This window comes from Prescottella defluvii (assembly GCF_000738775.1).
GTDB classification, from domain to species: domain Bacteria; phylum Actinomycetota; class Actinomycetes; order Mycobacteriales; family Mycobacteriaceae; genus Prescottella; species Prescottella defluvii.
Map to the genome: position 1 here is coordinate 44424 of NZ_JPOC01000009.1, position 14427 is coordinate 58850.

The following is a 14427-nucleotide window of genomic DNA, read 5'->3' on the forward strand; positions in this document are numbered from 1 at the left end:
GGGTTCACCGGCTCGTCGTCTCGAGCTGGTCCTCACGGCGCGGCCCGGACGGGGTGTTGCGGTTGCGGGTGGCCCACGCCATCCCGCCCACGATCGCCGCGACGGCGATCGTGACACCCGCCGCCATGCCGGCCCATCCGGCGAAACTGCGGGTCTTGGGGTCGGCGTAGCGGACCTCGGCGCGCAGCGTGCTGACCTCGCCGGCCGGGAGTTTCCAGGTGATGGTCGAATCGCCCTCACGCGTGCCGTTGGTGGTGCCGACGCGGGCCGGGAACGCGATCGTGAACTGTACGTCGGTGCCCTGGGCGGGAACGTTCTCGAGATCGATCCGGCCGCTGAGGCTCACCAGGTCACCGGCCCGCTGCAGGGACAACTGCAGTGCCCCGCCGGTCTGCCCCGACATCCCGCCGAGATCCTGGACGTCGCCGAACGAGAGCCCGCTGAAGAACGCCTCGGTCCCGACGTATCCGTCCTTCTGGTACTCCTGCACCCGGACCCGGTTGGTGAGCGACGGGGGCGGGGTCAGCTGGGGGCCCTTGTCGTTCTCGTCCCGGGGGACGGTGGCCGCCACGATCTGCCCCGACACCTTGTCGTCGGCGGACACGCCCATCGAGACCTGCACGCGCAGGCATCCCGCCAGCAGCGGCACGGTGATCAGCGCCAGCGCCACGGTCGAGAACAGACGACGGAACCGGGTACGTGACGGTAAGGGTGTGGGCGAATGCACAGGGGACATCGTGCCAGGCACGGGTAGTCGTGTCAGGCGGTAGGGGTGTTGTGCAGTTCGGCCCGGCGTGTGCGTACCAGGCGGGCGAGCAGCGGCACACCCAGTACCCCCATCGCGACGGCACCGTAGACAGCCGAATACCGCAATTCGGGCGCGTCGAGGAACACCGCGTGGGCCAGCGCCGATCCGAGCCACGTCCACAGGAAGAGCGCGGTGGGGACCGCGTCGTCGCGGGGCGACGGCGATCGCGGACCACGACGGTCCATGAGTCTGTCCATGAGGGTGACGAGCACCGCCATCGTGAGGGCGACGACGACCCAGCCCGCGTAGTTGGTGAGCGGAATGTGTTCGACGCCGGGAAGTCCGGCATCGGTGACGCACCAGCGCCATTGGCCGTCGGCGACCATCTGCGGATCGAGGTACAGGTCCCAGCCGACGACGCCGATCGTCGTGAGGACGACGCGGAACGGCCGGGACCGGGTCAGCCGCGACGCGACGCACCACACCGGGTAGAAGCCCGCAGTCCACGCGAACGGCACCACCAGCGGCACGTCGGCGACGGCCCAGCCGAGCCGCCCGACTGCGTACTCGTAGCAGCCGTACGGGATGCCCGTCGCGGTGCCGACCACCTCGGACGCCAGGCCGATCCCGGCCGTCACCGCGACCATCCCGGCAGCCCACCGGCCACCCCGCACGGCCCCGGCGTGCGTGATGGAGGCGGCGGCCAGCAGCGCGACCACCGCGACCGTCACCGTGTCCCGGGATTCGCCGTGTACCAGCGGATAGACGATCTGCGCGGCGACCGCGGCCACCGCGAGTGCCGCCGAGGCGCGCAGCAGGACCGTTCTCGGCGGCGTCGGCGCGGTCATCGGAAGGGCTTGCGCAGGACTCGCCGCATCGGACCGCCGCGCGCGTCGGACAGTGCGACCCGCGCCGCGCTGCGCCCACTCGACCCGGACACGCCACCACCCGGATGGGTCGACGCGCCGGTGAGGTACAGGTCGTCGGCGCCCGGCACCCGATGCGCGGACAGTTCCGGGATGGGCCGCCACATGAACATCTGGTCCAGCGACATCTCCACGTGCATCACGTTGCCACCGATCAGGCCCATCTCGCGTTCGATGTCGGCGGGCGTCTGGATGTGCCGGTGAAGCACACTGTCCGCGAAGCCCGGGGCGAGGGCGTCGACGCTCGCGACGATGCGATCGGCTTCGCGCGCCCCGAGATCAGCCCAGTTGCGGCCGCCGGACAGCGCGTACGGATGCCACTGCGACCACAGTGTCACCTGGTGTTCACCGGCGGGGGCGATCGTCGGGTCGATACCGCTGAAGCTCATCGCGAGCACCGCCGGTTCGGGCGGCAACTCGCCGGCGAGGGCGGCGCCGTGCGCGGTCCGCAGTTGGGCGCGGTCGGAGACGAGCAGTTGCAGGCCCGACGTCGCCGTCGCATCCGTCCCGTCCCGGGGCGCGCTCGGATACGACGGCAGCGCGTCGGTCCCGAGACGCAAGACCATGCCGATGCCGGGCCCGACGCGGATCCGACGCCGCCAGCCCTCCAGGGTGGGGCGGTCGTAGCCGCCGCGCTCGAGCAGGTCGAGGGTCGTCAGCACGTGGCAACCGGCGACGACGCGGCGGGCGCGCACCTGGCGCCCGGACTCCGTCACGACGGTCCAGCCGTCGGAATCCTTGCGCAACTCGGTGACACCGTCGCCGAGGGTGACCGCTCCACCGTCCGCGGTGAGCCGGGCCGAGAGCGCGGCCGTCAGCGCGCCGCTGCCGCCGACCGCCCGACCGGGGGGCAGCGTGTGCATCAACGCCGCGAACCCCACCATCGGCGCGGTTCCCGGCTCCGACATCGGCGGACCCGACTGCGCACCGAACCACGCGAGGGCCGCCTTGAGGGGTTCGCTGTCGAAGTACTCGTCGAGCAGGGCGTCGCCCGTCGTCAGGAACTCCCGGGAGAGCCCGGCGGCACCGCCGGACGTGTCGAGGCCCCAGAACGACCGCGCCAGGTGTCCGCCGGTGGGGGGCGCCGAGAACGCGCGCATCACACGTTCCGTCCGTGGCCCCCATGTCCCGACGAACCGGCGGTAGGCGTCCGCGTCGGCCGCACCGCACGACTCCTCGATCGACCGGCACGTCCGATCGAGGCTGCGGTGGAAGACGATTCCCGGCCGGTCCGATCCCGCCGGCGCGGGCGCGAACGCCCAGGGATCGCAGTCGATGTAGCGCAGCCCGTGCGCGGCGAGATCGAGTTCTTCGATGATCCCGGTGTGCCGGATCATGATGTGCGCCGACGACCCCCGGTCCACCTTGTGACCCGGGAACCGTTCGACCGTCGAGACCGCGCCACCGACGACGGTGTCGCGCTCGAGAACCTCCACCGACCATCCCGCACGGGCGAGGTAGCAGGCCGAGACCAACGCGTTGTGGCCCGAACCGACCACGACTGCATCGAGTCGAGCGTCGGCGGCTCGTGTGGAATCTGGCATCACAGCGGCAACCCCCGTCCCAGAACAGCGAACGGTCGGCGATCGCCCGCGAAGGTGAAGTGTCGGACGACGTCCCGGAATCCGGTGCGCCGGTACAGGCGCCATGCCCGGTTGTCCTCGCCGTCCACCTCGGGGGTGGACAGCATCACGCCGCGCTCCGGGCGGTCGGCCAGCAGGCGTCGGAGCAGTTGCTCGCCCAGGCGATGTCCCTGTGCGTCCGGGTGGACGTGCAATTCGGTCAGTTCGAAGTAGCTGCCGAGGACGTACGCGATCTGGTCCCGGCTCCAGCCGGTCGCCTGCATCCCGTGCCGCACCTGCTGCTGCCACCACTGGTCGGGGGCGCCGCGGTAGCCGTACGCGATCGCGACCAGCGGCGCCGGGCGGTCGGGGAATTCGGGATCGACCCGTACCGCGCCGACCGCGCGCCAGCCCGCTCGCTGCATGTGTTCGGTCCACATCGGGGCGCGGTGGTACTCGGTGCCGCGGGGATATCCCATCGCCGCCACATAGATCGACAGTGCCTCGGGGAGCCGGGCCCGCATGTCGGATACCGACAGGTCCACGACGGCCGGAGCGGACTCCGGATTCGGGTCGGGGCACTCGCCGGTGCTCGCATCCATGCGCGGGCTCACCCTTCTTTCTTGACGACATGTCGGTGGGGCCAGTTATATTGAATAGGTCGAACGCATGTTCGATATGGCCGATCCGGTGATGTTCGAGGGAAGCGAACATCGCCGGATCGGCGGTCCCGAACTTCGGAGCGTTGGGAGGTGCTCGGAGTCATGTCGAAGGTCGTACCGGAAATTGAGCGAGGGGCAGTACCGAAGGTGTCGAAGCCCCGGAGGTCGGGGCGGGTGCCGATCGCTGCGCCCGGGGGCGGATCGTCGGGGCCGTCGTCGTCGCCGATGTCGGCGGTCGCGCTGCTCCGGCGCGCGGACGGCCTGCTGTCGGAGGCGGCCGGCGCGGCCGAGCCGGCCGAGCGATTCCGCTGCGCATACCTCGGCGCGTTGCGTGGCGCCGCTGCCGTCCTCGCCGCTGCGGCGGGCGCAAGTTCCGGTCGGCCGCGGCGATCCCAGTCGCGGAACGCGTGGGTCCTCCTGGCTCGGGCGGCACCGGATTTCGTGGAGTGGGCCGACTACTTCGCCGAGCATTCCGCCCTGCGCGCCTCGATCGAGGCCGGTGTCACCCGGACCGTGACGGATGGGGATGCGGACGCGTTCTACTTCGAGGTGGGACGGTTTCTCACCGCGGTCGAGGAGCACCTCGCCCGCGGAGGCGCGGGGGCTGTCCCGGGCCTGTCGGCGTAGCGCTGAAGCGGTGATTCCGGACACGTTCACGGCCCCTTCTGGTGGGGCGTACCGGATTGTCGCCGATTCGGTGGGAACTCGTCGGCGGAGTAGGTGGTCAGGGGAGGACTCTCCTCGTATTATTGAATTCAGGTAACCGTCAGTCAGTTACCCACCTCTCCGCACCGCGGCGAGGTGCCAACTCTTAGTGCCGGGGGAGGTACCGTGCCACTCTCCGAGCACGAGCAGCGCATGCTCGATCAGATCGAGAGCGCTCTCTACGCCGAGGATCCCAAGTTCGCGTCCACGGTGAGGGGCGGGCGAATGCGCGCCCCCGCCGGAAAGCGTCGGTTGCAGGCGGTGGCCCTCTTCGCGTTGGGTCTCGTCCTTCTCGTCGCGGGCGTCGCTCTGGATGTGTTGTGGTTGGGCGGATTCCCGATCGTCAGTGTGATCGGATTCGTCGTAATGTTCGGTGCCGGCGTGCTCTTCCTCTTCGGTGGAGGGAAGGGTCATCTGGCAGCGGTACCCGACGGGGACGCCCCGTCCGGTCAAGGGTCGGGCGCGCGTGGGTCTCATCCACGCAAGCCCCATGGAGGCAAGAAGTCCGGCGGCGGATTCTCGTCCCGGATGGAAGATCGTTTCCGCAGGAGATTCGAACAGGAGTAGTTCTCGGCGTTCGCAACGCTCACGCTCTCCGAACGGCGATGGCGCGACCACAATGGTCGCGCCATCGCCGTTTTCGTGTCGGCGCGCCGCCGTCCTGTTCCCCACGTTTCCCCACCGGTTGTCCCCACAGGTCCCCACCGCGGCGACGGCGGCGGGTGGGGTGCGATCGGGGGTGTTGTCGGCGCGCAGCGACGACGCGTTGAACTGGCGCTTTCGTGGCCCGGGTGGAGCGGGCGCGTGGTCCTGCTGGGGGAGTGCCTCGTGTTTGCAGTCACGTGGACGGAAATGCCCCACTTCCAGCCATGCCCGGTGATCTGCGGTTATTCGCGCCCACTTGTCAAATCCGCCCCCCGATAGGATTCGAAGTGGGGGAAAGTGGGGTAATGTGGTGCACAGCGGATCACGGTGCGTGACCCGCCAGAATGCAGGGCTGTACCGGCCGGTAGAGCCCACACGTTCGCCACAGGGCCCCGGTGGGAGGTGTCGAGATGTTTCTCGGTACCTATACGCCGAAGCTCGACGACAAAGGGCGACTCACGTTGCCTGCGAAGTTCCGGGACGCGTTGGCGGGAGGGTTGATGGTCACGAAAGGGCAGGACCACAGCCTTGCGGTGTACCCCCGTGAGGAGTTCACCGCGCTTGCGCGTCGTGCGGCGGCGGCATCCCGAAGTAATCCGCAGGCTCGCGCTTTCGTGCGTGCGCTTGCGTCGGGAGCCGACGAACAGCATCCCGATGCCCAGGGACGGATCACGTTGTCCTCCGACCATCGCCGTTATGCGGGGTTGTCGAAGGAGTGCGTGGTGATCGGATCGGTCGACTTCCTCGAGATTTGGGACGCCCGGACATGGGAGTCCTACGTCGCGGAGCACGAGGAAAGCTACTCACAAGCCAGAGACGAGGCGCTCGAGGGGATCTTCTAGCCCACCGACGCCACAGGCGAGTGCCGCGAGGCCTCTGCCCGAGTGTGACCCTGACGCACTTCCCCAGCGCCAGGTTCACTACCGGGACCCTGACGCACTTCCCCAGCGCCAGGTTCCTCGATCGGACAGGGACCTCGAGGCATTCGCACTTCCCGGAGAGTGACGTTCGCGAGTTTCGTTGCAGCGCAGATCGGTCGACGACAACCCGCCGAACCACCTCTTCGGAACAACCAAGCACGTGCAAGCCCCACAGCATCCAGCAGGAGCCGGAGGAATCATGGTCGACGGCGAGGACGACACCCGGTCGGTCCCCGGCGAGTTCGGTCATGTCCCGGTGCTGCTGCACCGCGCGGACGACCTTCTCGGCCCGGCGCTCACCGCCGGCAACCCCACAGGCGAGGGCGCGGTCATGATCGACGCGACGCTCGGTCTGGGTGGCCACTCGGAGCACTTCCTGCGGACCTATCCCGGTCTGCATCTCATCGGTCTGGACCGTGACCCTGAGGCGCTGCGCATCGCCTCCGAGCGACTGTCGGCCTACTCCGACCGCACCACCTTCGTGCACACGCGGTACGACGGCATCGTCCACGCGCTCGAAGAGGCCGGCCTGGACTCGGTCGGCACCGTGCACGGCATCCTGTTCGATCTGGGTGTGTCGTCGATGCAGTTGGACGAGGCCGAGCGGGGCTTCGCGTACTCGATCGACGCACCGTTGGACATGCGGATGAATCCGACGACCGGAATCACTGCGGCCGAGGTGCTCAACACCTACAGCCACGGTGACCTTGCGCGCATCCTGAGTACCTACGGCGAGGAGCGCTTCGCGGGGCGGATCGCCTCGGAGGTGGTGCGCCGTCGGGCGAAGCAGCCGTTCACCACCAGCGCCGCACTCGTCGAGCTCATCTACGACGCCATCCCGGCGGCCACGCGCCGCACCGGAGGGCATCCCGCGAAGCGCACGTTCCAGGCTCTTCGGGTCGAAGTCAACGGTGAACTCGACTCGCTGCGGGCTGCGATTCCCGCTGCCCTCGACGCATTGGCGGTCGGCGGGCGGGTCGTGTTCATGTCGTACCAGTCCCTCGAAGACCGAGTGGTCAAGCAGGAACTGACACCACTGTCGAAGTCGAAGACGCCCGAGGGCCTGCCGGTGGAACTGCCGGGTATGGGGCCGGAGCTCCGGATCCTCACGCGGGGTGCCGAACGTGCGTCCGAACAGGAGATCGAAGAGAACCCGAGAGCGGCGCCCGTGCGTCTGCGAGCTGCCGAACGAATCGCCAGGAGGGCTGGAGCGTGACTGACATGACAGTTCGGATGACGTCCACCGGTGTGGGGTCCGCGCGTGTCCGGCGGTCCGGTGCGGCACAGAAGGCATACGAGCGCCGGCAGCAGCGGGCGACGCACGTGGGCGGAGCCCGTCCTGTTCCGTCGTCGTCGACTCCGTCGTCGCCGCGGGCGATCGTGGCTCGGATTCCCTTCGTGGCCACCATTATCGGTCTGCTCTGCCTCGGTCTCGCGACGACGCTGCTGCTGACGACGCGGGCAGCGGAGGATTCGTACCAGCTCGCGGATGCGCGCGCTCACAACCAGAGCCTGCGCGAGCGGACGGCTGCGCTGCAGCGCGATGTCGCGGCGGGTAACTCGGCACCGGTTCTCGCGGAGAAGGCTGCCGAACTGGGACTGATTCCGGTCAAGGATCCCGCACGGCTGGTGGTGGCCACCGACGGCAGTGTCGAGGTCGTCGGTACCCCGAAGCCCGCCGAGGGCAAGCCTGTCGCTCCGCTGGACCGGACGCCGCCGCCGGTGGCCGAGCCGGCTCCGTCTCGGGCGACGCCCCAGGCTCCGGTGACGGTCCCTCCGGCCGCCACGCCGCCTCCGGTCAATGACGGTCGGATCCAGGCCCGCGGTGAACAATTGACTCCCGTGACGGTCATCACTCAGCCCCCGGCTGGTGCGCGGCAGTGACTCCGGTGGGTGGACGCGATCCTGCCTCACGGCCGCGTCGGCCCGCGCCGCCGCGGCGATCGCGGGGCCGCAAGCCCGCCGCGAGGCGCTCGGATTCGTTCGGGTTCCGACTCAAGTACGGTCGCGCGACGATGCTGGTCGCGCTCGGCGTCGCTGCCGTGCAGTTGCTGTGGGTCCAGGGGATCGATGCACCCAGGTTGTCGGCGGAGGCCGCGAATCAGCGCACCACGACTGTCACCCTCCCCGCCGTCCGGGGCGCGATCCTGGACCGGAACGGGAACAAGCTGGCCTACACCCTCGATGCGAAGGCGCTGACGTTCCAGCCGGTGCGTGAGCGCAAGCGGATGGAGGAGGAGCGCGCCAAGGACGAGACCGGCGAGGCGCCCGATCCGGACACCCGGGTGCAGGAGATCGCGAAGGGAATCCATGCGCGGTTGGGCGACACGGTTTCCGAGAGTGCCCTCCTCGAGAAGCTGCGCAGCGACGAGACCTTCGTCTACCTGGCTCGCAGTGTCGATCCCGCGGTGGCCGCGGACATCGTCGACGAGTTCAAGGAAGTGGGACTCGAACGGCAGGACATTCGCGAGTATCCCGGCGGCTCGCTCGCGGCGAACATCGTCGGTGCGACCGGGTGGGACGGACACGGCCTGCTCGGGCTCGAGGAATCGATGGATTCGACGCTCGCCGGCACCGATGGTTCCGAGACTCACGACCGGGGGTCGGACGGCGCGGTCATCCCCGGTAGTCGTCGGGATCTGCAGCCCGCCGTGGACGGATCCAGCGTCGAGTTGACCATCGACTCCGACCTGCAGTACTTCGTGCAGCAGCAGACGCAGCAGGCCAAGGACCTGTCGGGCGCGAAGAACGCGTCGGTCGTCGTGCAGGACACGCGGACCGGTGAGGTGCTCGCGATGTCCAACGACGGCACGTTCAACCCGGCGATCGGGGTCGGGAACAACCCGCGGACCGCGCAGATGGGCAACCTGCCCGTGAGTTCGCCGTTCGAACCGGGATCGGTCAACAAGATCGTGACGGCGGCCGCGGCGCTCGAGTACGGGCTGACCACTCCGGACGAGGTGCTCCAGGTCCCGGGGTCGATCCAGATGGCCGGTGTGTCGGTCAAGGATGCGTGGGCGCACGGCGTCGCGCCGTACACCTCGACCGGTGTCTTCGGTAAGTCGTCGAACGTGGGCACACTGATGCTCGCCGAACGGGTCGGCGAGGAGCGTTTCGCGGAGATGCTGCACAGGTTCGGTCTGGGCCAGCGCACCGACGTCGGGTTGCCCGGCGAGAGCGCCGGTAGCGTCCCGGCCCTCGAGGACTGGTCGGGCGGTACGTTCGCGAACCTGCCGATCGGACAGGGTCTGTCGATGACGCTGCTGCAGATGACCGGCATGTACCAGGCCATCGCCAACGACGGCGAGCGGATCGCGCCCCGGATCGTCAAGTCGACCGTCGCGCCGGACGGTTCCCGGACCGAGACCGAACGCCCGGAACCCGTGCGGGTCGTGAGCGAGGAGACCGCCCGCACCACGCGGGACATGTTCCGCTCGGTGACCCAGAAGGATCCGATGGGCTACCAGCAGGGCACCGGGCCGCAGGCGGGTGTCGAGGGCTACCAGATCAGTGGCAAGACCGGCACCGCGCAGCAGGTCGATCCGTCCTGTGGGTGCTACTCGAACTCCGATTACTGGATCACCTTCGCGGGCATCGCGCCGTCGGACGATCCGCGTTACGTCATCGGGATCATGCTCGATGCCCCGGTCCGCGGTATCGACGGTGGCGGCGGACAGTCGGCGGCACCGCTGTTCCACAACATCGCGTCGTGGCTTCTGCAGCGGGACAGTGTTCCGATGTCTCCGGACCCCGGTCGGCGGTTGGTGTTGCAGGCCGATTGACTTCGTCCGGGCCGCGTCCCGCCTGTCGGGGTGACGATTCCCACGCAACCGGTGTGTACCGGACGTGGTGGGTCGTGCCCGGGGTGACGCCGCCGGTAATCTGACACGTCGGTCTCCGTCCACGAGGATGGATACGACCGAACGAAACACCGAACCGATACTCGATCCCGAGAGGACCCACTGCCTGTGCATCCGAGTCCGCAGCCATCCATGCCGGGTGCGGCGTCGGGGAGCGGTCTTCGCCCGACGAACCCGCCCCGCACCGACCTGACGGAACTCGCCGACAGGGTCGGCGCCCGGCTCGAATGGGTCGTTTCCGATGGGGCGGACCGCAGCGGGTCGGTCACGGTCACCGGCGTCGAGTTGCGGGCGCAGTCGGTGCTGGCGGGCGATCTGTTCGCGGCGCTCCCGGGGGCCCGCAATCACGGCGGCGAGTTCGTGGGCGCGGCGGTCGACGCCGGCGCGGCGGCGGTGTTCACCGACGACGAGGGTCTGGCGCTGGTCACCGAACGGCTGCGTGAATCCGGAGTTGGCCGTGCGGTGCCGGTGCTGGTGCACCCCGAACCGAGGCGGGTGCTCGGCGAGATCTCGGCGTCGATCTACGGTCGGCCCTCGGAGCGGATGCAGGTTGTCGGCATCACGGGAACCTCCGGCAAGACGACGACGGCGTATCTGGTGGAGGCGGGTCTCGCGGCCGCCGGTCGCAGCATCGGGTTGGTCGGCACGATCGAGACCCGCGTGGCGGGGGATCGGGTGCCGAGCGCGCTCACCACGCCGGAGGCGCCGCAGTTGCACGCGTTGTTCGCGGCGATGCTCGAGCGGGGGATCGACACCGTCGTGATGGAGGTGTCGAGTCATGCGCTGGCGCTGGGCCGGGTCGACGGCGTCCGGTTCTCGATCGGTGCGTTCACCAACCTGTCGCAGGACCATCTCGACTTCCATCGCGACTTCGACGACTACTTCACCGCGAAGAGTCGGCTGTTCGCACAGGATTCGACGGTTCGTGCGGAGCGCGCGGTGATCTGCACCGACGACCAGTGGGGCGGCCGGATGGCGGACATCGCCCGTCGCGCGCACCCCGGCCGGCCCGACGCCGTCACCACCGTCGCGACCCGCGGGCCGGGTGACTGGACGGCGGGGCAGGCGCGCGCGGTGCCGTCGGGCAGCCAGGAATTCATGCTCACCGGGCCGGACGGGGCGGCGCGCGCCGTGTCGTTGCGGCTGCCCGGTCAGTACAACGTCGCGAATGCGGTGCTGGCCGTGGCGGTCTGCGCCGCGGCGGGCGCGGACGTGGACGCGGCGATCGAGGGAATCGGCGGTGTGGACGTGCCGGGCCGTGTGCAGCGGGTCGAGCGCGGGCAGGACTTCCTGGCCGTTGTCGACTACGCGCACAAGCCGGCCGCGGTCGAGGCTGTGATCGCGACGCTGCGGGGGCAGACGGACGGTCGGATCGCGGTCGTCGTCGGCGCCGGCGGCGACCGTGACACCGGGAAACGAGCCCTGATGGGTGAGGCCGGGGCCCGCGGCGCGGACCTGTTGGTGATCACCGACGACAATCCGCGCACCGAAGACCCGGCCACCATCCGGGCGGCGCTGACGGAGGGTGCGTTGTCGGTTCCGGTGGCCGAGCGCGGTGAGGTGCTCGAGATCGGAGACCGCGGTGAGGCCATCGCCGCCGCGGTCCGTTGGGCCCGCTCCGGCGACGTGGTCCTCGTGGCCGGCAAGGGCCACGAGACCGGCCAGGAAATCCATGGGGTGAAGTACCCATTCGACGACCGCGAGGTTCTGGGAGAGGCGATCGATCGGATCGTCTCCGAGGACCCTGCACACGGAGGAAACGCATGATCCCGATGACGCTCGCTCAGATCGCCCAGGCGGTCGGCGGGACGCTCCACGATGTCGACGATCCGTCGGCGACCGTTTCGGGAACGGTGGAGTTCGATTCCCGCAAGGTCACCCCCGGCGGGTTGTTCCTGGCTTTGCCGGGTGCGACGACCGACGGTCACGACCATGCGGCTGCCGCGGTGGCGGCCGGTGCGGCGGCCGTGCTGGCGGCCCGTCCGGTCGGTGTCCCGGCGATCGTGGTCGAGCCGCTGGGCGGGTCGGACACCGGTGCGCTGGCGCTCGAGCACGACACCGACGGATCGGGCGCCGCGGTGCTCGAGGCGCTGGCGAAGCTGGCGCGCGCGAGCGTCGACCGGCTCACCGCCGACTCGGATCTGACGGTCGTGGGGGTGACGGGGTCGTCGGGCAAGACGTCGACGAAGGATCTGCTGGCGGCGGTGCTGGCGCCGCTCGGTTCGGTCGTGGCGCCGCCCGGTTCCTTCAACAACGAGCTCGGGCACCCGTGGACGGCCTTGCGGGCCGACGCCGACACCCGCTTCCTCGTTCTGGAGATGTCCGCCCGTGGGCGTGGGCACATCGCGGCCCTCGCGAAGTCTGCCCCGCCGCGCATCGGGGTGGTCCTCAATGTGGGCACGGCGCATCTCGGCGAGTTCGGCTCCCGTGAGGCGATCGCCGATACCAAGGGTGAGCTGCCGGCGTCGTTGCCGTCGGCTGCCGAGGGTGGTGTCGCGGTGCTCAACGCCGACGATCCGCTGGTCGCCGCGATGGCGCAGCGGACGCGGGCTCGTGTGGTCCTGGTGGGTCAGGCCGGTACCGCCGGTGTCCGGGCGACCGACGTGCGGCTCGATGATCAGGCCCGCGCCAGCTTCACCCTGACCGCTGCGGCCGGCAGCATCCCGGTGACGCTCGCGGTGCACGGCGAGCACCAGGTCGGCAACGCGCTCGCGGCGGCCGCCGTCGCCCTCGAGTGCGGTGCGACGCTGGACCAGGTCGCCGCGGCGCTCGGTTCCGCGACACCGGTCTCGGCGCGCCGGATGGAGGTCCGCGACCGGGCCGACGGCGTCACTGTCGTCAACGACTCGTACAACGCGAATCCGGATTCGATGCGGGCGGCCATCAAGGCTCTGGTGTCGATGGCCCGGTCCGGGCGTGGTCCGGCGCGCCGGAGTTGGGCAGTCCTCGGCGAAATGGCGGAACTCGGACCAGAATCAGTGGTCGAGCACGACGCGATCGGACGGTTCGCGGTGCGCCTGGACGTGACCAAGCTGATCCTCGTCGGACCGGGCCGTCCCGTCCGCGCGATGTACCAGGGAGCGGTGATGGAAGGTTCTTGGGGTGACGAGGCGGTGCACGTGCCCGACGGTGCGAGCGCGATCGCGCTGTTGGAGCGGGAACTGCAGGCCGGTGATCTCGTGCTGGTGAAGGCTTCGCAGTCCATCGGCCTGTGGGAGGTGGCGGACGCGGTGCTCGCGGCCCCGGTCACCGCCGCCGGCGAGGTCTCCGGTGACGCACGGATCTCCGATTCGGGGGCGCCGCAGTGAGGCAGATTCTGTTCGCCGCGGGTATCGCGCTCGCGGTCTCGATCCTGCTGACTCCGATCCTGATCAAGGTCTTCTCTCGGCAGGGTTTCGGGCAGGAGATCCGGGTCGAGGGCCCGGCGAGCCATCAGGCCAAGCGCGGCACTCCCACGATGGGTGGCGTCGCGATCCTCGCGGGAATCTGGGCCGGTTACTGGGGCTCGCATCTCATCGGTATCGGCTACGACGCGGAGGGTCCGACGGCGTCGGGTCTGCTGGTGCTGGGGTTGACGACGGCGCTCGGCGGTGTCGGATTCCTCGACGATTTCATCAAGCTGCGCAAGCAACGCAATCTCGGTCTGAACAAGACCGCCAAGCTCGTCGGACAGTTGGTGGCGGCGGTCGCGTTCGGCGTCCTCGCCCTGCAGTTCCGCGACGAGAACGGCCTGACACCGGCGAGCCTGCAGATTTCCTACGTGCGCGACATCGCGACTGTGGGCATGAACTCGGTCGTCTTCATCTTCTTCGTCTACCTGCTGGTGAGCGCGTGGTCGAACGCGGTGAACCTCACCGACGGCCTGGACGGGCTGGCGGCCGGCTCGATGAGCCTCGTGCTCGGCGCCTACGTCATCATCACGTTCTGGCAGTACCGCAACGCGTGCAGCGGCGGCCCGGGCAGCCTCGGCCCGTCGAAGGGCTGCTACGACGTCCGCGATCCGCTGGACCTGGCGCTGCTGTGCGCGGCCGGCGCCGCGGCGTGTATCGGCTTTCTCTGGTGGAATGCCAACCCCGCCAAGATCTTCATGGGCGACACCGGTTCGCTCGCGCTCGGCGGCATGCTCGCCGGTCTGTCGATCACCACCCGCACCGAGCTGCTGATGGTCGTCATCGGCGCGCTGTTCGTCGCGGAGGCCACGTCGGTGGTCGTTCAGGTGGCGGTGTTCCGGTCGAGTCGACGGCGGGTGTTCCGGATGGCGCCGTTCCACCACCACTTCGAGTTGGGTGGCTGGGCGGAAACCCAGGTGATCATCAGATTCTGGTTGCTCGCCGCGATCGCGTCCGCGATCGGTCTGGCCTTGTTCTACAGCGAGTACCTCGCGGCGATCGGGGGTTGA

At 69.5% G+C, this 14427-nt stretch carries 13 protein-coding genes; 9 read left to right on the forward strand and 4 right to left on the reverse strand.

The annotated features are described in order from the left end of the window. Positions 1 to 4 precede the first annotated feature (4 nt). From IJ15_RS0104075 to IJ15_RS0104090, 4 genes are read right to left on the reverse strand one after another with little or no spacing between them, the layout of a single operon-like run. Positions 5 to 736: an LppM family (lipo)protein gene (locus IJ15_RS0104075; RefSeq protein ID WP_031937071.1), complete on the reverse strand. Its 732-nt coding sequence runs from the start codon at positions 734 to 736 to the stop codon at positions 5 to 7. Between the two features lie 23 nt (positions 737 to 759). Next, positions 760 to 1596: a carotenoid biosynthesis protein gene (locus IJ15_RS0104080; protein WP_031937072.1), complete on the reverse strand. Its 837-nt coding sequence runs from the start codon at positions 1594 to 1596 to the stop codon at positions 760 to 762. Beyond that, entirely contained in the window at positions 1593 to 3218 is a 1626-nt protein-coding gene (locus tag IJ15_RS0104085; RefSeq protein ID WP_031937073.1) for a phytoene desaturase family protein, read from the reverse strand. The genes IJ15_RS0104080 and IJ15_RS0104085 overlap by 4 nt, the downstream gene beginning before the upstream one ends. Beyond that, positions 3218 to 3838: a GNAT family N-acetyltransferase gene (locus IJ15_RS0104090; protein ID WP_031937074.1), complete on the reverse strand. Its 621-nt coding sequence runs from the start codon at positions 3836 to 3838 to the stop codon at positions 3218 to 3220. Before IJ15_RS0104090 ends, IJ15_RS0104085 begins: the two co-directional genes overlap by 1 nt. 234 nt (positions 3839 to 4072) lie before the next feature. On the opposite strand from IJ15_RS0104090, the gene IJ15_RS0104095 reads away from it, so the two are divergent. The 9 genes from IJ15_RS0104095 to mraY all read left to right on the forward strand — a co-directional run bounded on the left by IJ15_RS0104095 (position 4073) and on the right by mraY (position 14427). After that, positions 4073 to 4525, forward strand: coding sequence for an SAV_6107 family HEPN domain-containing protein (locus IJ15_RS0104095; RefSeq protein WP_407984005.1), 453 nt, complete (start codon positions 4073 to 4075; stop codon positions 4523 to 4525). A gap of 204 nt (positions 4526 to 4729) precedes the next feature. Beyond that, a complete protein-coding gene (locus IJ15_RS0104100) occupies positions 4730 to 5170 on the forward strand; it encodes a DUF3040 domain-containing protein (RefSeq protein WP_031937076.1) in 441 nt (146 codons plus the stop codon). Between the two features lie 488 nt (positions 5171 to 5658). Beyond that, positions 5659 to 6090 carry a division/cell wall cluster transcriptional repressor MraZ gene (gene mraZ, locus IJ15_RS0104105; protein WP_031937077.1) on the forward strand — a complete coding sequence of 144 codons (432 nt, stop codon included), beginning with the start codon at positions 5659 to 5661 and terminating at the stop codon, positions 6088 to 6090. A gap of 277 nt (positions 6091 to 6367) precedes the next feature. Next, a complete protein-coding gene (gene rsmH, locus IJ15_RS0104110; protein ID WP_031937078.1) occupies positions 6368 to 7384 on the forward strand; it encodes a 16S rRNA (cytosine(1402)-N(4))-methyltransferase RsmH in 1017 nt (338 codons plus the stop codon). Between the two features lie 5 nt (positions 7385 to 7389). Next, entirely contained in the window at positions 7390 to 8052 is a 663-nt protein-coding gene (locus IJ15_RS0104115) for a hypothetical protein (RefSeq protein WP_031937079.1), read from the forward strand. A gap of 5 nt (positions 8053 to 8057) precedes the next feature. Further along, positions 8058 to 9950 (forward strand): peptidoglycan D,D-transpeptidase FtsI family protein, encoded by a 1893-nt coding sequence (locus IJ15_RS0104120; RefSeq protein WP_231569421.1) that lies wholly within the window; start codon positions 8058 to 8060, stop codon positions 9948 to 9950. A gap of 210 nt (positions 9951 to 10160) precedes the next feature. Further along, the gene (locus IJ15_RS0104125; protein ID WP_081880567.1) at positions 10161 to 11795 is read left to right on the forward strand and encodes a UDP-N-acetylmuramoyl-L-alanyl-D-glutamate--2,6-diaminopimelate ligase; all 1635 of its coding nucleotides are present in this window, start codon (positions 10161 to 10163) and stop codon (positions 11793 to 11795) included. Then, positions 11792 to 13336, forward strand: a complete 1545-nt coding sequence (locus tag IJ15_RS0104130) for a UDP-N-acetylmuramoyl-tripeptide--D-alanyl-D-alanine ligase (RefSeq protein WP_031937082.1) — start codon at positions 11792 to 11794, stop codon at positions 13334 to 13336. The genes IJ15_RS0104125 and IJ15_RS0104130 overlap by 4 nt, the downstream gene beginning before the upstream one ends. Then, complete coding sequence (gene mraY, locus IJ15_RS0104135; protein WP_031937083.1) at positions 13333 to 14427, forward strand: phospho-N-acetylmuramoyl-pentapeptide-transferase; 1095 nt, start codon at positions 13333 to 13335, stop codon at positions 14425 to 14427. Before IJ15_RS0104130 ends, mraY begins: the two co-directional genes overlap by 4 nt.